The organism is Promicromonospora iranensis (assembly GCF_028994775.1).
Taxonomy (GTDB): domain Bacteria; phylum Actinomycetota; class Actinomycetes; order Actinomycetales; family Cellulomonadaceae; genus Promicromonospora; species Promicromonospora iranensis_A.
Genome location: NZ_JAJQMN010000008.1, coordinates 247,166 through 267,337, shown reverse-complemented (window position 1 = coordinate 267,337; position 20,172 = coordinate 247,166). Strand labels below are relative to the sequence as shown.

The 20,172-nt window shown below is 70.8% G+C and carries 11 protein-coding genes; 3 read left to right on the top strand and 8 right to left on the bottom strand.

The window, feature by feature from the left end; all coding sequences use genetic code 11:
- Positions 1-78: 78 nt before the first annotated feature.
- Genes LUU90_RS16940 through LUU90_RS16930 form a run of 3 tightly spaced genes read right to left on the bottom strand, consistent with a single transcriptional unit; the run spans position 79 to position 3,198 of the window.
- Positions 79-969, bottom strand: a complete 891-nt coding sequence (locus LUU90_RS16940; protein WP_275004776.1) for a carbohydrate ABC transporter permease — start codon at positions 967-969, stop codon at positions 79-81.
- Positions 969-1,844, bottom strand: coding sequence for a carbohydrate ABC transporter permease (locus LUU90_RS16935; RefSeq protein WP_275004774.1), 876 nt, complete (start codon positions 1,842-1,844; stop codon positions 969-971). The genes LUU90_RS16940 and LUU90_RS16935 overlap by 1 nt, the downstream gene beginning before the upstream one ends.
- A 4-nt stretch (positions 1,845-1,848) precedes the next feature.
- Entirely contained in the window at positions 1,849-3,198 is a 1,350-nt protein-coding gene (locus LUU90_RS16930) for an extracellular solute-binding protein (protein ID WP_275004773.1), read from the bottom strand.
- A gap of 164 nt (positions 3,199-3,362) precedes the next feature.
- Here LUU90_RS16930 and LUU90_RS16925 point away from each other — a divergent pair, with 164 nt between their 5' ends.
- Positions 3,363-4,034, top strand: a complete 672-nt coding sequence (locus LUU90_RS16925; RefSeq protein ID WP_275004771.1) for a hypothetical protein — start codon at positions 3,363-3,365, stop codon at positions 4,032-4,034.
- A 9-nt stretch (positions 4,035-4,043) separates the two neighbouring features.
- Here LUU90_RS16925 and pulA read toward each other — a convergent pair whose 3' ends face one another.
- Positions 4,044-9,608 (bottom strand): pullulanase-type alpha-1,6-glucosidase, encoded by a 5,565-nt coding sequence (gene pulA, locus LUU90_RS16920; RefSeq protein ID WP_275004769.1) that lies wholly within the window; start codon positions 9,606-9,608, stop codon positions 4,044-4,046.
- 101 nt (positions 9,609-9,709) lie between these two features.
- Entirely contained in the window at positions 9,710-10,156 is a 447-nt protein-coding gene (locus LUU90_RS16915; protein WP_275004767.1) for a GNAT family N-acetyltransferase, read from the bottom strand.
- An 87-nt stretch (positions 10,157-10,243) separates the two neighbouring features.
- Here LUU90_RS16915 and LUU90_RS16910 point away from each other — a divergent pair, with 87 nt between their 5' ends.
- The gene (locus LUU90_RS16910) at positions 10,244-11,719 is read left to right on the top strand and encodes an MFS transporter (RefSeq protein ID WP_275004766.1); all 1,476 of its coding nucleotides are present in this window, start codon (positions 10,244-10,246) and stop codon (positions 11,717-11,719) included.
- 69 nt (positions 11,720-11,788) lie between these two features.
- Complete coding sequence (locus LUU90_RS16905) at positions 11,789-13,381, top strand: glycosyltransferase family 39 protein (protein WP_275004765.1); 1,593 nt, start codon at positions 11,789-11,791, stop codon at positions 13,379-13,381.
- A gap of 61 nt (positions 13,382-13,442) precedes the next feature.
- Here the strand turns inward: LUU90_RS16905 and LUU90_RS16900 are convergent, their stop codons facing one another.
- From LUU90_RS16900 to LUU90_RS16890, 3 genes are all read right to left on the bottom strand, one after another.
- Entirely contained in the window at positions 13,443-14,048 is a 606-nt protein-coding gene (locus LUU90_RS16900) for a dihydrofolate reductase family protein (RefSeq protein ID WP_275004764.1), read from the bottom strand.
- Positions 14,049-14,129: 81 nt separating this feature from the next.
- Positions 14,130-17,780, bottom strand: a complete 3,651-nt coding sequence (locus tag LUU90_RS16895; protein WP_275004763.1) for an ATP-binding cassette domain-containing protein — start codon at positions 17,778-17,780, stop codon at positions 14,130-14,132.
- A 138-nt stretch (positions 17,781-17,918) separates the two neighbouring features.
- Positions 17,919-20,129, bottom strand: coding sequence for an NADP-dependent isocitrate dehydrogenase (locus LUU90_RS16890; protein ID WP_275004762.1), 2,211 nt, complete (start codon positions 20,127-20,129; stop codon positions 17,919-17,921).
- Positions 20,130-20,172 lie beyond the last annotated feature (43 nt).

Genomic DNA, 20,172 nt, shown 5'->3' with positions numbered 1-20,172 from the left:
CAGCCCAGCGATTGGGCCCGAACTCGGCGCAAGTTCGGGCCCAATCGCTGGGCTGCGCGGGGAGCCTGGGCTGCGCCGTCAGCCCTTGACCGCTCCCGCCAGGGCGAAGGCCGAGCCCGAGATGCGGGTGACCAGCACGTACAGCCCGAGCACCGGCGCCGCGTAGAGCAGCGAGTACGCCGCGAGCTGACCGTACGCGACTGACCCGTACTGCCCGAAGAACGCGAAGATGCTCACGGCCGCCGGCTGCTTCTCCGGGGAGAGCAGCAGCACGAACGGGACGAAGAAGTTCCCCCATGCCTGCACGAACACGAAGATGAACACCACGGCGATGCCCGGCCGCATGAGCGGCAGCACCACGCGCCGCAGGGCCTGCATCGCCGAGGCGCCCTCCGTCCAGGCCGCCTCCTCCAGGGAGATCGGCACCGAGTCCATGAAGTTCTTGGTCATCCAGATCGCCATGGGCAGCGAGGTGGCGGCCATGAAGAAGATGGTCCCCGGCAGTGAGTCCAGCAGGTTCAGCTGCACGAACAGCGCGTACACCGGGACCATGATCGCCGTGATCGGCAGGCACGTCCCGAACAGCACCGAGTACAGGAAGTACTTGCCGAACCGCATGCGGTACCGCGACAACGGGTAGGCCGCGAGCACCGCGACGACCACCGTGATGGCCCCCGAGCCCGCCGACAGCACGAACGCGTTCCACAGCGGCAGCCACGTCAGCTCCGGCGTCATGATCGCCGAGAAGTTGGCGGTCGTGACGGCGTCGGGCAGACCGAAGGAGAGCGTCGCGCTCGCGTCGAACGACGCGACGAGCACCCATGCCATCGGGAGCACGAACAGCAGCGCGATCACGAGCAGCACCAGGTTCGCCGCCACCTTGGTCGCCTTGACGCGCGGTCCCGCCAGCTGGCCGACCGTCCCGCTACGCCTCGCCTGCACGACGGGCGCCGTCGTCTGGGCGGTCATCAGTCCACCTCCGGTCGGAGCGCGCGGATGTAGATCACGGAGAACACCGCGCCCACGATGATCATCACCGTCGCGATGGCCGTGCCGTACCCGACCTGCGCGAACTTGAACGCCTCCTGGTACGCGAGGATCGGCAGCGTCGAGCTGTCCGTGCCCGGACCACCGCCGGTCATCACGTAGATCAGGGTGAAGACCGACAGGGTCTGCAGCGTGGTGAGCATGAGGTTGGTCGAGATGCTGCGCCGGATGACGGGCAGGGTCACCCAGGCCAGGCGCTGCATCCCGTTCGCACCGTCGAGCTGTGCCGCCTCGGTGAGCTCCGGCGGCACCTCGGCGAGTGCCGCCGAGTAGACCATCATGGAGAAGGCGGTGCCCCGCCAGATGTTGGCGATGATCACCGCGAGCATCGGGGTGGAGTAGAGCCAGTCGGGCCCGGTGATCCCGAGGCCGCCGAGCATGGTGTTGAGCGTGCCCTCGGAGTGGAAGAACGCGTACGCGGCGAAGGCGGCGACGATCTCGGGGAGCACCCACGCGGCGACGACGACGGTCGAGGCGATGGACCGCACCGGCTTGACCGCTGAGCGCAGCAGCCCCGCCAGCATGATGCCCATCACGTTCTGGCCCACGACGGCGGAGAGGAACACGAACACGACGGTGAGCCAGAGCGACTTCGGGAAGTCCGGGTCGCCGATCAGGGCCGCGTAGTTGTCGAGCCCGATCCACTCCGGGTTGAGAGCGGCAGGGCCGGTGAGCGAGGCGTTCGTGAACGAGCCGTAGAACGACCACACCACAGGGCCCAGCATGAAGAGCGCAAGGAGAACGACGGCGGGCGCGAGTGGAACCACCCGCGCCGCGCCGCGGGACGTGAGAGCCATCGGGTCAGCCCTGGGTCGTGTTCTCTTCGCCGACGATGCCGACGACCGCCTCGTCGTAGGCGGCTGCCGCCTCCTCAGGTGTCTGCTGCCCGGTCATGACCGCCTCCATGGCGACCATGATCTCGTTGGAGACCTTCGGGTAGTCCGAGGTGGCGGGCCGGAAGTGGGTCACGTCGACCAGGTCGGTGAAGAACTCGGTGGTCGGGTTGGACTTGGTGTACTCCGGGTCCTCCGCGACGTCGGTCCGCACCGCGATCTGGCTGTTCGCGACGTCGAACCAGAGGGAGTTCTCGCGGTTCAGGGCCATCGAGATGAACTCGAACGCCGCGTCCGGGTTCTTGGAGCCGGCGCCCATGGCGAGGGTCCAGCCACCCGACATGCTCACAGCACCCGGCTCCTGGCCGTCCTGCGTGGGCATGGGCGCGGTGCCCATCTTCTCGGACCACTCGGGCCACGGTGCGACGCCGGACTCGAGCCAGTTGCCCGCCACCCAGGAGCCGTCGAGCGCGATGCCGACCTTGCCCTGGGGCAGCCACTCGGCCTGGACCGTGTTGCCGATGTTGGTGTCGAGCGCCTGCTGCGGGGTGGGGGCGAGCCCCTCGGAGAACACGGTCTCGAGGAACTCGAGGGACTCGACGAAGCCCTGTGAGCCGAGCACCCACTTGCTGTCCTCGTAGAGGGTGTCGCCGGTCCCGTACAGCAGCATCTCGAAGCCCTGCATCACCGCGGCCTCACCCTGTGGCTTGCCGGAGTAGATGTTGAACGGGATCACGTCCGGGTCGGACTCCTTGATCGCCCGGGCCGCCTCGAGCAGCTCGTCCCAGGACGTCGGCGCCCAGTCCTCGGGCAGGCCCGCGTTGGCGAGCACGTCCTTGTTGAACCAGAGACCGCGGGTGTCGGTACCCATGGAGACGCCGTAGGTCTTGCCGTCGTCACCCGCGCCGGCTTCCTTGGCGCTGTCGACGAACTGGTCCCACTCGTCCCACTCGGCGAGGTAGTCGTCCAGCGGTGCCAGGTACCCGGCCTCGACGTCCGACTTGATCATGTACGTGTCCTCGTACATGACGTCGGGCGCGGTGCTGGGCGACCGGTTCATGAGCGCCAGCTTGGTGAAGTAGTCGTTCTGCTGTGCCTCGATGGGCACGAGCTCGACGGTGATGTCCGGGTTCGCCTCCTCGAAGTCCGCCTTGACGTCCTTGAACAGCTCGTCCGCCTGCGTGAAGTTGCCGAACTTCTGGTAGGCGACCTTGATCGTGCCATCGTCGGTGCCACCCCCACCGGAGCCGCAGGCACCGAGCGAGAGGGCGAGTGCCGCTGCCGTGACGGGTGCGATGAAGAATCGTGCCGTGCGCATGAAGCTCCCTTGCGTCGTGCGAAGTCCAGCAACCTTGCCGGACAAGCTGAGGCACACGATTCACCCCCGGAGTGCCGTAGTCAAGGGACTCTCCGGAGCAATTGTCAGCGCTGTCAACTTTGAGGGCTGGTTCTGACTCGTCCGGCATCTGCTTGACTTCGCGGATGCGCCCCCGAATCGTCGCGACAGTTCTGTCCGCTGCCGCGATCTGCCTGCTCGCCTCGTGTTCGGCCACACCCGACACGGCCACTCGGTCCACCGCCGCACCGGACGGCGCACCCATCAGTTCCGCTTCGCCTTCAGCGTCCACCGAGGGGACTGATCCGTGCGGCCTCCTCGACCCCGGGGCGATCGCCACCCTTGCGGGCACGCCGATCGAAACATATCGGGCGGTGTCAGTGGGTGGACATCTTCCAGGCTGCCAGTGGGGTGACAATGACCTCGGAGTCCAGGTCATCCAAGTTTCTGCGGGTCAGTGGGCGAACAGCATGCCGGACGTCATCAACCAGCTGCGGCTGTCCGGAGCTCTCGGTCCGGACAACCAGAAGAAGCTTGACGATGCCGCCGAGCTGCTGGACTCGGAGGGCGTCGACCCGGCGTCCGCCTGCGAACTGTTCTCCGTCATGGTCGAGCAGGCACAGAACAAGCCGGGAATGACCACCGTCGTCAACTACATCCCGACCCGGGAGGACCCACAGGCCATTACGGCACAGTCGTGCATCTACGGTGTCTATAGCTCCGTCATGCTCACCTCCGCCGACCTCACCATCGATGACGCGACCACCAACGCCGCGACGAACGCCCTGGCCGATCTCGTCCGTGACCAGGATGTCTGAGCCTGCTCTTCAGTCCTGCGGATCGGTGAGGACGACGACCGTCCGGGCAGGGACCGTGACCGTCCCGCTGGCCAGGTCCCACGTCGCCTGCCGGACGACGGGGTCCGCTCCGTCGGCCTGCACCGGCGACAGGGCGTAGCTGCGCCCGGCGAGCTCCGGCACCTCCACGGTGGCCGAGGTCGGTGACGCGTTGAACACCACGAGCACACCGTCCAGCCGCCGGTCGACGTCGGACGAGCCCGCGAGGTCGTCGATCGACATCGTGATGACACCGGGTGCCGCGTCCGGCCCCGAACCCGGGAACGTCACCTTCTGCTCGATCAGCTCGGCCGTCCCCAGCCGGAACAGGTCCGTCGAGTGGCGCAGCTCCAGGAGCTCCGCTGCCTGCGCAGAGGCGAACGCGATGTCCTCGGCGCCGGGCTTGAGCGCGGGGTCGGCCAGGAGCGGCCGCTGATAAGGCCACTTGTCCTCGTTGTCCGCCGCCATCGGCAGGCCGCGCCCGAACCCGTTGTCCCGGCCCGACCAGTCGATCGCGTTGAACCAGTCGCCGGAGTCGTACGAGTTGCGGTCCAGCGACTTGGAGCGCAGCAGGTCGGTGCCGGCGTGCCAGAACGACGGCGACTGCGACAGCGCCGCGGTCGCCAGCGACACCGTGTTCATCCGGACCCGGTCCGCCATGGGGGTGTCGGCGGGCAGCTTGAGCGCGAGCAGGTCGAACAGCGTCTCGTTGTCGTGCGCGTCCACGTAGGTCACGACCTCCTCCGGCGAGTCCGCGTACCCCGCGGGCGAGCCGCGGTAGTCCAGCTCGTCGCCCCTGACCCGCTCCCCGGAGGAGGTGGTGACCTCGTAGGACCGCAGGTTTCCGGCCAGCCCGAGCTTCACGAGGTCGCTCTGGTGCGCCAGGTCAGCCGCCTCGTCGTCGCCGCCGTCGTTGACCGACGCCGGATCCCCGAGCCGCGCGTCCTTGCCGTTCGGGTCGGTGAACAGCCCCGTTCCGAAGCCCTGCGTGAACAGGGACGCGCCGTCGACGGGCGAGCCGCCGTGGACGGCGTCGCGCAGGCGGTCGCTGAACGTACCGATGCCCGTGCCGCCGAGCTGTCCCTGCGTGGCCTGCTCGAAGCGGGCGTTGCCCGCGACCTCGCCGAAGTCCCAGCCCTCGCCGTACAGGTACACGCTCTTGCCGTCGACACCGTCACGCCGGAGCGTGAGCTCGTCCAGGGCCGCCCGGACCGCCTCCATGTTGGCGCGGGAGTGGTGCCCCATGAGGTCGAACCGGAAGCCGTCCACGCGGTAGTCGCGGGCCCAGGTGACCACCGAGTCCACCATCAGCTTCTGCGCCATGTCGTGCTCGGTGGCCACGTTCTGGCAGCAGGTGCTGGTCTCCACCGCACCGCTGACCGGGTTCTGCCGGTGGTAGTAGCCGGGCACCACGCGGTCCAGCACCGACTTCGGGTCCTGGCCCGACGCCGCGGTGTGGTTGAACACCTGGTCCAGCACCACCTGCAGGCCTGCCCGGTGCAGGTTGCCGACCATCGAGCGGAACTCGGCCACGCGGGCGCCGCCCTCGGCCTCTACCGCGTACGAACCCTCCGGCACGCTGAAGTGGTAGGGGTCGTAGCCCCAGTTGAAGCCGTCCTGTGCCTGCGCCTCCGCGACCGCCGCCTGCTGCTCGGTGCCGTCCGGGGCGAATCCGGACAGGTCGCCGGTGGACGCCTGGTCAGCGCGGTCCTCGGGGATCGTCGCGATGTCGAACGTCGGCAGCAGGTGCACCGTGGTGAGCCCGGCGTCGGCCAGCGAGCGCAGGTGCTTCATGCCGTCCGAGCGGCTCGCGCCGAACGCGCCGTAGGTGCCGCGCAGCCGCTCGGGCACCGTCTCGTCGGAGATCGAGAAGTCGCGCACGTGCAGCTCGTAGATCGTCTGGTCCACGGCCCGCTCCACCACGGGCGCGGGGGTCGTGCGCCAGACCTTCGGCCGCCAGTCCGCGGCGTCGAGGTCCACGGCCACCGAGTGGGTCGAGTCGAGCGTGAGACCGACCGAGTAGGGGTCGGTCACCACGTTGGTCTCGACCTGGCCGGTGCTCGGCACGTACACCTCGACCGCGTACCGGTAGCGGGCGCCCTGCCAGCCGCCCCGCTGGTCGTCCTTCGACAGGCTCAGGGACCTCTGGTCGAGCTCGTCGAGACCCCGCCTGCCGTCGAACGTCCACGCCCCGTCGCGCTGCCGCTTCATCTCGAAGGTCCGCGGCTCGCCGTCGAGCGGGGCGCCCGCCGGCCACGCCTGCAGCGTCACCGCACGGGCCGTGGGCGCCCACAGCGTGAATGACGCGTGCTTGCTGCCGCGCCACGTCACGCCGAGCGCGCGGTCGGTGGCGAAGAGGTCGTCCAGCACACCGGGGATCTGCACGCCCGTCGCGGCGGTGAGCGTCTCGCCGTCGTGCCTGGTCAGGCGGAGCGGCCCCTGGAGGGCCGACGCCGCCGCGGCCCGGTCCATGCCCTCGACCTCCAGGGCGAGATGGCCGGCCAGGTGGGGAAAGTCCTCGGCCACGTCCCCGGGCGCATCACCCGGGACCAGCGCGTACGACGTCGGGGCGTCCACCGCGCCCGTCTCCAGCGCCCACCTGTCGCCGGCGCCGAAGCCGTCGGCAGGTACCAGGACCAGGCCCTCGCGGACCCAGTGCGCGGCCTGCTGCCCCTCGCCCGGCGTGCCGGGTGTGCCGACCTGCACGGTCGGCACCTTGGTCTCCGGGTCCCAGGTGAACGTGACCGGGCCGCCACCGGTGGAATAGGGGATGTTGGCGCCGTCGCGTTCGCCGTCGGCCCCGTAGTTCTCGGCCCAGGAACCGTTGAGCGCCACCTTGAACTCGTACGAGCCGGCGGGGAGCTCGAACGTGCCGGTGTAGGTGCCGTCGTCGGCCAGGGTGAGGCGGGCGGCCTCGCAGTCGGGGGTCCAGTCGCCGGCGCAGCCCATCTCGCTGTTGTGCGAACCGGCGACGGTCACCATGTCGATGTCGGGATCGGTGCCGTCGTCCACCACACCGCTCACGTCGACGCCCACCGAGGCGTAGGTACTGGCCGCGGCGCGGTCGCCGTCGGCGTCCTGGGTGACGGCGCGGTACTCGACCAGGGTGCCCTCGGGCAGTGCGGCGCCGTCGGGGCCGACGTCGTGGAACACGCGTGGCGTCGTGTCCTCGGCGGTGCCGAGGTGGTGCCACTCGTCGGTGCCCACCGCACGCCAGGCGAAGGAGGTCTCGGCCCAGGCGTCGTCGATGCCCGCGGCGACGGGCGCGACACCAGACACAGTGGCACCCGGGCGGGCATTCGTGCCGGGCACGACGGTGACGGTGCCCGCGGAGTCGGCGCCGACGGTCCGGTCGGCGACCAGGACCATCGCGGAGCGCGCCGGGACGGTCACCGTGACCGCGCCGTCGCCGTCCGCCGTCAGCGGGGTGTCGGTGCCGTACAACGGCGCGAACGTAGCGCCCGGGGTGAGCGTGTCGAGGGTGACGGTGCGCTGTGAGCCCGCGTTGTTCGCGGCTACCAGGTGCTCGACCTGCTCCTCGCGGTGCACGCGGGAGAACGCGTAGACACCCGCGCCGTCGGCGGCGTGGCGCTCGATCTGGGCGCCCGTGGCGAGCGCGGGGTGCTCCTCACGCAGGTCCGCGAGCGCCGCGATGTGCTCGTAGAGAGGCGCGTCGGTGCCGTACCGGTCGACGCTCCCGGCCCGCTCCCCCGTCACCAGGGGCTGGTCCGCGTACTCGTCCACCTGGGTCGCGAAGAGGGTCTGCCGGGCGTCCTTGTCGCCGCCGGTGCCCGCGAAGCCCTGCTCGTCGCCGTAGTAGACCACCGGCTGGCCGCGCGTGAGGTACATGAGCTCGTGCGCCAGCTCGTCCCGCGCGAGCGGGTCGTCGGTGCCCGCGAGCATGTAGCCGAGGCGCCCCATGTCGTGGTTGCCGAGGAACGTCGGCAGCGCCGAGCTGCTGCTGTCCGGCGTGGTGTACAGGTCGTCGGAGGCGTACAGGTCCGCGAGCCGCCGCGCGCTGTTGCCGCTGGCGTAGCTCGTGGCGGCCGCCTGGAACGAGAAGTCGAGCACCGAGCTCATGTCGGTGCGGCGCACGTACGGGGAGGTCTTGGCCGCGTCGGCGTCGTACACCTCACCGAAGGTGAAGAACTCGTCCTTGCCCTGGGCGTGCGCGTAGTCCTCGATCTCGGCCGACCACTCCTCCCAGAACTCGAAGTTCACGTGCTTGACCGTGTCGATGCGGAACCCGTCGATGCCGAGGTCGATCCATGCCTTGTAGATCTCCTCGAAGCCGTCCACGACGTCTCCGTGCTCGGTCATCAGGTCGTCGAGACCGCTGAAGTCGCCGTAGGTCACCGACTCACCGGCCCACGTCGAGTTGCCCCGGTTGTGGTACAGCGTGGGGTCGTTGAGCCAGGCCGGGACCTTCAGGTCCGCGTCGGCCGGGTCGATGACCGGCGTGTACGGGAAGCTGGTGGCGGCGTCGAGCTCGGGGAAGCTGCCGGTGCCTGCGTGGTCGGCCGGGTCGAACGGGTTCCCCTCGGCGTCCGTGTACGGGGCCGTGGCCTGGTCCACGTAGTCGTAGGTGCCCTCGGCGTAGTCGACGACGTCGGCGGTGTGGTTGGTGATGATGTCGAAGTAGACCTTGAGGCCGCGCGCGTGGGCGTCGTCGATCAGCGCCTCGAGCTCGGCGTTGGTGCCCAGGTGCGGGTCGATCTGCGTGAAGTCGGTGATCCAGTAGCCGTGGTACCCGGCGCTCACATCCGCGCCGGAGCCCTGCACCGGGCGGTTGAGGAAGCTCGGGGTGAGCCAGATCGCCGTCGTGCCGAGGCCCTCGATGTAGTCGAGGTTCTCGTGCAGGCCCGCGAGGTCGCCGCCCTGGTAGAAGCCCTTGTCCGCCGGATCGAAGCCGGTGCTGAGCCGGTCACCCTCGAGGCCGCCGGTGTCGTTCGTGGTGTCACCGTTGGCGAACCGGTCGGTCATCACGAAGTAGAAGCGCTCGTCGCTGCCGGGCTGGCGGACGGGCTCGTGGACCAGGGTGTCGTCCTGTTCCGTGTACTCACCCGCGAGCGTGAGCGGCGTCAGGGCGGTCCGGTGGGTCGTGTCGTCGTAGGTGACGCGTACGCGGGCCGTTCCTTCGAGATGGAGCGGCGCGTTGTCCTGACCTCCGTCGCGGCCGTAGGACTCGTCCCAGGCGTCGTCGAGCGCCACCTTGTACTCGTAGGTGCCGGCCGGGACCTCGAACTCGGCGACGAACGTGCCGTCACCCTGGGCGACCAGCTCGGTCGCCGCACACGCGGGGTCCCAGTCGGCGGCGCAGCCGAGCTCGTCCTGGAGGTTCCCCACGAGGGCGGCGGTGCGGTCTTCGGCCGTGTTCGCGGCCGCCGACGACGCGACAGCCGACGACGCGGTGTTCGCCGTGGCCGACGTGGACGCGGCGAGCCCGAGCGACGCCATCAGGGCGACGGCGCCCAGCCCCGCTACCGCGCGGTGCCGTGCGGCGCGCCGGAGACGCGGGCGGAACTGAACCGGGCGCAGGCGCGCGGTGCGAGACATGGATGACCCCTTCGTCGTCCGGGACCCAGTGTGAGCCGATCGCGACTGTAACGCTTGCAGAACGTTGCAGCAAGCCTCCCGGGCGACGAAAAGGTCTGAGGTCAGAGCGGGAGCTTGAAGCCCTCGTGGGACTGGTCGTAGCCGAGGCTGCGGTAGAACCGGTGCGCCTCGGGCCGCTGCTTGTCCGACGTCAACTGGGCCAGCACGCAGCCGCGCGCCCGGCCCCGCTCGTGGGCATGCTCCATCAGAAGGCGGCCGATGCCCCGGCCACGCAGCTCACGGCTCACCCGGACGGCCTCGACCAGCAGCCGAGAGGCACCGTTGCGCGAGATCCCCGGGATGAACGTCAGCTGCATGACGCCGATCACCTCGCCGTCGGCCTCCGCAACCACCAGCTCGTTGTCCGGGCTCGCCGCGATGGCCTCGAAGGCCGTGCCGTGCGGCTCGCCGTAGCTACCGGTACGCCGGGCGGCCGCGGCGTCGTCGGCGATGAGCTCCACGATGCGTTCGAGGTCGTCGCGCTCGGCCTCGCGAAAGATCAGATCCATGGCGTTCACCCTACGTATTCACCCCTTCGTGCTTTCCCGGGACCTACGATCGTCGGGTTGTCCCGTATCCCGAGAGGCGCATCTTCCGTGACCAGCTCCCCCGCGTCCGCCAGCCCGGACGCGACACCCCGCAGCTCGTGGATCGCGCTCGCCGTGCTCATCCTCGGCGTCTCGATGGCCCTGCTCGACACGACCATCGTGAACGTCGCGCTGCCCACCATCCGCACGTCGCTCGACGCGTCGGAGGGCACGCTGTCGTGGATCATCTCGGGCTACGCGCTCGCCTACGGCCTCGCCCTCATCCCGGCCGGCCGGGTGGGTGACCGGGTGGGCCACAAGTGGGTGTTCGTCGTGGGCCTGGCCGGGTTCACGCTCGCCAGCCTCTGGTGCGGGCTCGCGTCCGGGTCAACCGAGCTGATCGTGGCCCGTGTGGTCCAGGGCCTGTGCGGCGGCATCTTCTTCCCGGCCGTGACGGCACTGATCCAGCTGATGTTCGCCGGCCGCACGCGCGGCAAGGCGTTCGCGGTGATGGGCGCGGCCATCGGGTTCTCCACGGCTCTCGGGCCGATCGTCGGCGGCCTGCTCATCGAGGCGTTCGGCGACGACGAGGGCTGGCGCTCGATCTTCTTCGTCAACCTGCCCTTCGGGGTCATCGCCGTGGCGGCGGCGATAGTGCTGCTGCCGCGGATCGTCGTCGGCACGTCCGCGCGCGGGGTCGACGTCGTGGGACTGCTGATCGTCACGGCAGCGCTGCTCGCCGTGCTGGTGCCGCTCATCGAGGGCGAGGACGCCGGCTGGCCGTGGTGGACCTGGACGTCCCTCGCGGGCGGGCTGCTGCTGATCGTGGCGTTCGCGTTCTGGGAGCGCCGGGTCGCGGCGCGCGGCGGCAACCCGCTCGTCCCGCCCCGCCTGTTCGCGCACGCCGCGTTCACCGGTGGCGTCATCCTCGCGCTCGTCTACTTCGCGGCGTTCACGAGCATCTTCTTCACGATCTCGATCTTCTGGCAGTCCGGCCTGGGCCACTCCGCACTGGCGTCCGGGATCGTGTCGGTGCCGTTCGCCCTCGGATCGATAGTCGGCGCGTCGCAGAGCGAACGCCTGGCACACCGCCTGGGCCGGACGGTGCTCGTGATCGGCACCGGCATGGTCGCGCTCGGGCTCGTGTCGCTGTGGCTCATGCTCTGGCTGGTGCCGACCGGAGACCTGACGCACTGGACCCTGGCCGCACCGCTCCTGGTCGGCGGCATCGGCAGCGGCATGTTCATCGCCCCGAACGCCCAGTTCATCGTCGCCACGGTGGACCGGGACCAGGCCGGGGCGGCCTCGGGCGTGATCGGCACCATGCAGCGCGTCGGCTCCGCGGCCGGCATCGCCGTCGTCGGCTCGGTGCTCTTCGGGTCGTTGAGCTTCCCACCCGGCCGCCCGACGCCGGAGGTCGTCGCCGACGCCTTCGCCCACGCGGCGACCATGGCGATGGCCACGAGCGCCGCGCTCGCCGTGGCGGCCTTCCTGCTGGTCTTCACGCTGCCGCGGCGAGTGGACGACCGGACGCGGCCCGCCTAGCGCGGGCTCCGGCAAATTCAACCGCACCCGCCCTGGCGCATCGCGGCGGGCGCCCGGTACGTTCCGGCCATGGCGGTCGCACCCGCACCACCCGGCCCTGGCTCACTGTCGTCGGCGCGTCCCGCCGATGCCCTGCCCGCCGTCGCCTGGGGCCCTCTCGGCGCCGCCGTGCTGGCGCTCGGTGTACTGCTGACCGCCGTCAGCACCCGGTACGGGTACCACCGGGACGAGCTGTACTTCCGCATGCTCGACCCGGCCTGGGGATACGTGGACCAGCCGCCCCTCACGCCGTGGCTGGCGCGGACCTTCGCCGATCTGTTCGGAGACACGCTGCTGGTCATGCGGGTTCCCGCCACGCTGGCGCACCTGGCCGCGATAGTCGTGATCGCGCTCGTCGCACGCGAGCTGGGCGGGCGCACCGGCGCGCAGGCCCTGGCCGCCTGGGGTTACGGGACGGCTGCGATCCCCCTGGCGTTCGGGCACACGTTCCTCACCGCGAGCCTGGACCTGGTCGTCTGGCCGGCGGTGCTGCTGTGCGTGATCCGGGCCGTCCTGCGGGACCCGCGCTGGTGGTTCGCCGCCGGGCTGGTCACGGGCATCGCCATGTACAACAAGCTGCTGGTGGCGGCGCTGGTCGGCGCCATCGTGCTCGGACTGCTGGTCGCGTGGCCATGGCGGGCGCTCCGCGGGCCGGGCACTCCGGGTGGTGTGGGTGCCTCAGCTGGCGCGGACGGACCGCGCACCGCAGTCCGCTGGCCGCTCGCGACCCTCTGGCCGTGGGCCGGCGCGGGCGTCGCGCTGCTGGTGGGCCTGCCGAACCTCGTCTACCAGGCCACGAACGGGTGGCCGCAGCTCGCGATGGGCGCGGCGCTCGGTGAGAACAACGCCGCCGACGTACGGGCCGAGATGTGGCTGTTCCAGCTGCTCACGCTCGGTCCCCCGCTGGCGGTCGTGTGGCTGGTGGGGCTGGTCTGGGTGTGGCGCCGTCTGCCGACCCTGCGGTTCCTGGTGGTCGCGTACCCGGTGCTGCTGGCGTTCACCTATGCGGCCGGTTCGCAGACGTACTACGCCACGGGCCTGCTGTCGGTGCTGTTCGCCGCCGGCTGCGTGCCCGTAGCGGCCTGGGCCCGGACGACGTGGCGGCGGGCGGCCGTCGTGGCGGTCGTGCTGGTGAACGCGGCGGCGTGCCTGGTCATCAGCCTGCCGTTGGTACCCGTCGAGGACCTGGGCGACACCGCGGTCGCGGATATCAACGCCTCTGCCCAGGACGCTGTCGGCTGGCCGGAGTACGTGCGGCAGATCGCCGACGTGCACGCGGCGCTACCCGTCCACGACCGGGAACGGGCGGTGGTGCTGACGCAGAACTACGGCGAGGCCGGTGCGGTGGACCGGTTCGGCCCCGCGCTCGGGCTGCCCCCGGTGTACTCCGGGCACAACGAGCTGTGGGAGTACGGGCCGCCGCCGGGCTCGGCGACTGTCGCCCTGGTCGTGACCGAGGCTCCCGGCGCCTGGAGTGACCGGTTCACGGAGTGCACGGTCCAGGGGCAACTCGACAACGGTGTCGGCGTCGACAACGAGGAGCAGGGCGCGTCTGTCCTGGTATGCCGCGAACCGGTGGGCGGCTGGGCCGCGCTGTGGCCGGAGCTCAGGCACCTGGACTGAGCCGCCGCCGGGCGGCCAGTGCCTCACCGCCAGGGGCGGGCACCGTGCCCGGCGGTCCAGGTCAGTCCTGGGCGATGTGCTCCCGGACCTCCTCGTAGGCCGTCTCGGCGGGCGCGCCCTCCGTCGGCCCGAACACCATGAGCTGCACGCCCTTGGGGAAGGTCTCCGTCGACACCAGCTTCAGGTGGGTCGTCGGACCGTCGGGAAGGAGCCGCTGACCCTTCCCGACGAGCACCGGGTGGACGAACAGGTTGAGCTCGTCCAGCAGACCGTGCTGCAGGAGCTGGCGCACCACCGACGGCGACCCCGACAGGAAGATGTCGCCCTCTTCCTGCTTGAGCGCCGTCACCGCCTCGACGAGGTCGCCGGTGAGCTGCTCGGAGTTGCGCCAGGTGAACTCCAGCGGCGAACGGGACAGGACGTACTTGCGCTTGTCACCCAGGTCCTTCGCCATCTGGGCATCGTCCTCGCCGGCCAGCTCCCGCTCCGGCCAGGCGCCCGCGAAGCTCTCGTACGTCACCCGTCCGAAGAGCATGCGCGGGGCGGCATGCGTCCGGGTGACGGCGTCGCCCATGGGTCCGTCGAAGTACGGAAAGTGCCACTCCCCGTCCCCTACCTCGACGACGCCGTCGAGCGAGATGAACATGCTGGAGCTGAGCTTGGCCATGACGGTCTCCCTGAGAGTCGGTGCTGCGGTTCTACTCGTCTCCGACCCCGGGCGCGCGGCGAACTCATCGGTGTGAGCCGATCAGCCCGCGAGATGGCTCCACCGTGACGCAAGACCCGACCACGGCCCGACGTCGGCCACCTTGCCGTCCACCAGCACGACGACGCGGTCGGCGCGGGCGAGCGCCGCGCGCTTCGACGTCGCGCCGACCACCGTGGTGCCCCGCTCGCGCAGGGCGGTCCACAGCTCGATCTCGGTCGAGGCGTCGAGAGCGCTCGAGACGTCGTCAGCGAGGAGCAGCTCGGTGTCCGCCGCGAGCGCCCGCGCGAGCGCGAGCCGCTGCACCTGCCCGCCGGACAGCCGCACGCCGCGGTGTCCCACGAGCGCGTGGGGGCCACCGGCCTCCTCCATGTCCTGCGACAGCCGTGCGCCCTGGACGGGACCCACGATGTCGCGCGCGTGGTCGAGCCGGACGTTGTCCGAGAACGTGCCGGACAGTACACGTGGCACCTGGGCCACGTGCGCGACCTGGCCCGGGCGCAGGAACGCCTGGGCGTCGGTCACCTCCGTGCCGTTCCACAGGACCTCGCCGTTGTGTTCCATGAGCCCGGCCAGCGCGGACAGCAGCGACGACTTGCCCGAACCGACCTGACCCAGGAGCAGCACCAGCTCGCCGCGCCGGATCTCGAGGTCGACGTCCGAGACACCGATCGTGCCGTCGTCGTGCACGGCCGTCAGGTTGCGGAGCTCCAGGCGGTCCAGGGGCTCGCGGCGGGTGGGCTCGGGGGCGGGCGCTGTGCCCGTCACCAGGTCCACACCGTGCTGCCGGGACACGAGGTCGGCGCCGCCGGCGAAGCGCGCCGTCGCCACCTGCCAGGCCCGGGTACCGGGCGCCTCGGTCACCACCGCACCCGCCACGACACCGAACCAGGCAAAGCCCATCACGGCGCTCGCCACGAGCAGCGTCGTGGCCAGGTCCCACCGGTCGGTGAGGTAGAACGACCACGCGGCCACGACGCCCACGTACAGGGTGACCAGCGGCACGGAGTCGAGCACGGCCTGCACCCGGTGCTCGAAGATCGCCGCCTTCACGCGACCCGCGTCGACCACGCCGAGGTGCCTGCGCACGTCGGGGGTGCGCGCGGCCAGCTTGACCGTGCGCGCGGAGTCGAGAGCAGAGACCAGGGCGCGGCCGAACCGTGCGCGTGCCGCCGAGGAACCGGCGGCGGACCGGCCCGCGATCGGCCGACCGATGGCCGAGGCCAGCGCCGACACCACCATGACCGCCAGCAGGACGGCGCCCGCGGTCCAGGTGCCGCTGATCAGCGCCGTGACCGCGACGATCGCGAGGCCGTTGACGAAGTCGACCCAGCGGTCCGCGTACCGCACGAACCGGTCGGCATCCATGGACCGGGCCACCACCTCGCCGGGCGGCGTGGCCGGGAGCCGGTACTGCCGGGTCTGCCCGTGCATGACCGACATCCGGATCCGCAGCAGCACCTCGACCCACCAGCGCGGGTACACACCCAGCGCACGCGAGATGAACAGCGGCTGCATCAGCAGCAGCACGGCGAGCGCGACCAGCAGGTCCACCGGCAGCTCGCCGGTGCCGACCTGCTCGACGGTGCGACCCCACAGGAACCCGGTGAGCGCACCCTGGGCCGCGACGAGGCTCGCCAGGAGGAACAGGAGCGCCCCGAACAGGCCCCATTTGGGGCGGATGAACAGCGCGTGGAGCACGCCCCGCGCGAGGCTCGGGCCGGTGCCCGGCTCGGGCAGGTCCGGCGGTGTCCCGGCCCGTCGGCGGCCGCCGACGGCGTCGGGCTCGGCCGCGGTCGCAAGGTCGGGCTCGACCGTCGCCGGGTCAGGCTCCGTGGTCGCGCTGTCGGGCGCGGCGACCGCCTGGGCCCGTGTCTCGGCCGCGGCGTCGGCCGCATCGTCGGCCTGGGCACCGGCCGGGGCCGCGTCCAGCGACCCGTCGCTCGCGCCTGCCTCGAGCAGCGTGCGGAACGGACCGCGCACGCGAGCGAGCTCGGCGCGCCGGCCCTGCTGCACCACACGGCCGTGGTCGAGCACCGCGACCAGGTCCGCTCGCTCGATCGTGCCGAGCCGGTGCGCGATGAGCACACCGGTACGCCCGGTGAGCAGCCGGTCCGATGCCGCCACGACGCGAGCCTCGGTGAGCGGGTCCATGCGCGCGGTCGCCTCGTCGAGGACCACGAGCTGCACGTCCCGCACGAGGAGCCGCGCGAACGCGACGAGCTGCTCCTCGCCGGCGGACAGCGTGGTGCCGCCCGGCCCGAGCAGGGTCTCCAGGCCGTCCGGCATGCCCGCCACCCAGTCGGTCAGGCCGAGCTCGCGCACCGCACCCTCGATGCCGGCTCTCGGCACGTCGGCGAACAGCGCGATGTTCTCCGCGAGCGTCCCCGCGATGATCTCGGTGCGCTGCGTGACGACGCCCACGGCGCCGCGCAGCTTCTGCAGGTCCAGGTCTCGCACGTCGGCCCCGCCCAGGAAGACCGAACCGGGTTCCGGCTCCACGGCACGGGACATCAGTGCCGCCAGCGTCGACTTGCCGGAGCCCGTGCGGCCCACGAGCGCGATCGTCTGCCCGGCGGGTACGGACAGGTCCACGCCCCTCAGGGCGAACGTGCCCTCGGCATAGGCGAAGGTCAGGTCCCGCACCTCGAGCCCGAGCCGCCCGTCCGGCAGGTCGTCCCCGCCGTCGGGCTCCGGCTCGACCGCCAGCATCTGCCGGATGCGCAGCACCGCGCCGAGGCCCTCCTGGATGTCCGGCAGGTGGTGCACCAGGTTGTCCATCTGGCCCACGAACATCGCGGTGATCAGGAACAGCGTGACCAGCTGGTCCACCGACAGACCGCCGCCGGAGGCGACGACCGCGCAGACCACGGCGGTCCCGGCCAGCAGCGCGTACATCACCAGACCGGCACGCCGCAGCAGCGTCTCCTCGACCCGCACCACGTCCTTGAACTTGCTGTGCACGACCGCCGAGAGCTGCGCGACCCGCCGCACGGCGAACGCCTGGCCCAGGCTGGTCCGCAGGTCGTTGCGGGCGGCGACGGCCTCCTCGAAGGCCGCGGCGTGGTCGGTCCACGCCGCCTCCTCGATCACCTTGCGCCGCGAGATCTCACCGAGCAGCGGCCGGGTCAGCAGGGCGACGATGCCGCCCAGCACGGGGAACAGAAACCAGGCAGGCCACCAGGTGACACCCGCGATGATCCACATGGGAACCACACCGACCACCGTGCGGCCTGCGCCCCAGAGCTGACGGCGTACGAGGGTGCCGACCGCGTGCGTGTCGTCGTCGACCCGGTCGAGCACCTCACCCACCGCCTGCTCGGACAGCGTCGCGAGCGGCTGGCGCAGCGCGGCGCTGAGCAGGTCGCTCCGCAACTTGCCCTCGGCCCGGTCCACGACGCTGGCCCAAACGACCTGCCCGGCGCCGTCGAACAGCGCACCGCCCACCACGCACACGGCGAGCAGCACGAGCCCGACGACGGTCGCGTCCGCCGCCAGCTGCCCGGCCGCGACGGTACCGAGCGCCTGGCCCACGGCACCCGCGGTGAGGGCGAGCAGGGCGATGACCGCAGCCGGACCACGCAGCCGCCGCCAGTCGAGCCGGCGGGTCGGGTCGGCCGTCAGGGCGGACGCAGGACGAGGCGACCCCTCGGCCGAGGGAGTGGTATCTGGGGTGTGCGGAGCGTCGATCATCGTTTCCTGAGGCTACGTCCAGACACCGACACTCCCCGCCTCTTTTTCCGCAGGGCGACGGAGATCAAGCCGCCCGTTGGTCGAGCTTGTCGAGACCTGGAGGGGTAGCGACAAGCTCGACCAACGGGCGTGGCAGGGTCAGAGGGAGGCGAGCGCCTCGTTGAACGTCCTGCTCGGGCGCATCACCGCGTTGACCTTGGCCTCGTCGGGGCGGTAGTACCCGCCGATGTCGGCCGGCTTGCCCTGGACCTCGAGCAGCTCCGCCACGATCGCCTCCTCGCCGGCGACCAGCGACTCGGCGAGGGGCTTGAACGTCGCGGCGAGCTCGACGTCGTCGGACTGCGTGGCCAGCTCCTGCGCCCAGTACAGGGCGAGGTAGAAGTGCGAACCACGGTTGTCGATGGTGCCGAGCTTGCGGCCCGGGGAGCGGTCCTCACCCAGGAACGTCCCGGTGGCACGGTCGAGCGTGTCGGCGAGGACCTGGGCGCGGGCGTTGCCCTCGCTGCTCGCGAGGTGCTCGAAGGACGCGGCCAGCGCGAAGAACTCACCGAGCGAGTCCCAGCGCAGGTAGTCCTCCTCGACGAGCTGCTGCACGTGCTTCGGCGCGGAGCCACCGGCGCCGGTCTCGAACAGGCCACCACCGTTCATCAGCGGCACGATCGAGAGCATCTTCGCCGACGTGCCGACCTCGAGGATCGGGAACAGGTCGGTGTTGTAGTCGCGCAGCACGTTGCCGGTCACCGAGATCGTGTCCAGGCCCTGGCGGATGCGCGCCAGCGAGTACGCCGTGGCCTCCGCCGGGTCCATGATGAGGATCTCGAGGCCCTCGGTGTCGTGCTCCGGCAGGTACTGCTCGATCTTCTTGATCAGGTTGGCGTCGTGCGCACGGCGCGAGTTGAGCCAGAACACGGCCGGCGTCTTCGAGGCACGGGCCCGGGTGACGGCCAGCTTGATCCAGTCGCGGATCGGGGCGTCCTTGGTCTGGCAGGCGCGCCAGACGTCGCCCACGCGGACGGCGTGCTCCATGACGACGTCACCCGCGCCGTTGACGATGCGGACGGTGCCGTCGGCGGCGATCTCGAACGTCTTGTCGTGCGAGCCGTACTCCTCGGCGGCCTGCGCCATGAGGCCCACGTTCGGGACGGAACCCATCGTGGCGGGGTCGAGGGCGCCGTTGGCGCGGCAGTCGTCGATGACGGTCTGGTAGACCCCGGCGTAGGACGAGTCGGGGATCACGGCCAGCGTGTCGGCCTCCTCGCCGTCCGGACCCCACATGTGGCCGCCGATGCGGATCATGGCGGGCATCGAGGCGTCGACGATGACGTCGGACGGCACGTGCAGGTTGGTGATGCCCTTGTCGGAGTTCACCATCGCCATCTTCGGGCCGTCGGCCAGCGCGGCGTCGAACGCGGCACGGATCTCGGCGCCGTTCGGCAGGGACTCGAGCCCGGCGAAGATGCCGCCCAGGCCGTCGTTCGCCGACAGCCCGGCCGCGGCCAGGTCCTGGCCGTACTTCTCGAAGACCGGCTTGAAGAAGGCCCGTACGACGTGACCGAAGATGATCGGGTCGGAGACCTTCATCATCGTCGCCTTGAGGTGCACGGAGAACAGCACGCCCTCGGCCTTGGCCCGTTCGATCGACTCGAGGAGGAACGTGTCCAGCGCGGCGCCGTCGATGAAGGTGGCGTCCACCACCTCGCCGGCGAGGACGGGCAGCGACTCCTTGAGCACGGTCACCGTGCCGTCAGCGGCGACGTGCTCGATGCGCAGGGTGTCGTCGGCCTCCATGACCGCCGACTTCTCGTTGGAGAAGAAGTCGTCGTGGCCCATGGTCGCGACGTTGGTCTTCGACTCGGGCGTCCACGCCCCCATGCGGTGCGGGTGCGCCTTCGCGTAGTTCTTGACCGACGCCGGCGCGCGGCGGTCGGAGTTTCCCTGCCGCAGCACCGGGTTGACGGCGGAGCCCATGACCCGGCCGTACCGCTCGCGCGCGTCCTTCTCGGCGTCGGTCCCGACGCTCTCGGGGAAGTCCGGCAGGTCGTAACCGAGGCCCTGGAGCTCGGCGATGGCGGCCTTCAGCTGCGGCAGCGACGCCGAGATGTTGGGCAGCTTGATGATGTTGGCGGACGGGTCGTGCGCCATCTCACCGAGCTCGGCGAGCGCGTCCGGCTGGCGCTGCTCGTCCGTGAGCCGCTCGGGGAACTGCGCGATGATCCGGCCGGCGAGCGAGATGTCGCGGGTCTCGACGTCCACACCGGCCTTCGCCGCGTACGCCGAGACGATCGGCAGGAACGAGTACGTCGCCAGAAGCGGGGCCTCGTCCGTGTGGGTATAGATGATCTTGGACATGGGTGTGGCTGACTCCCCGGGTGTTGGAATGTGCCGATCTCTC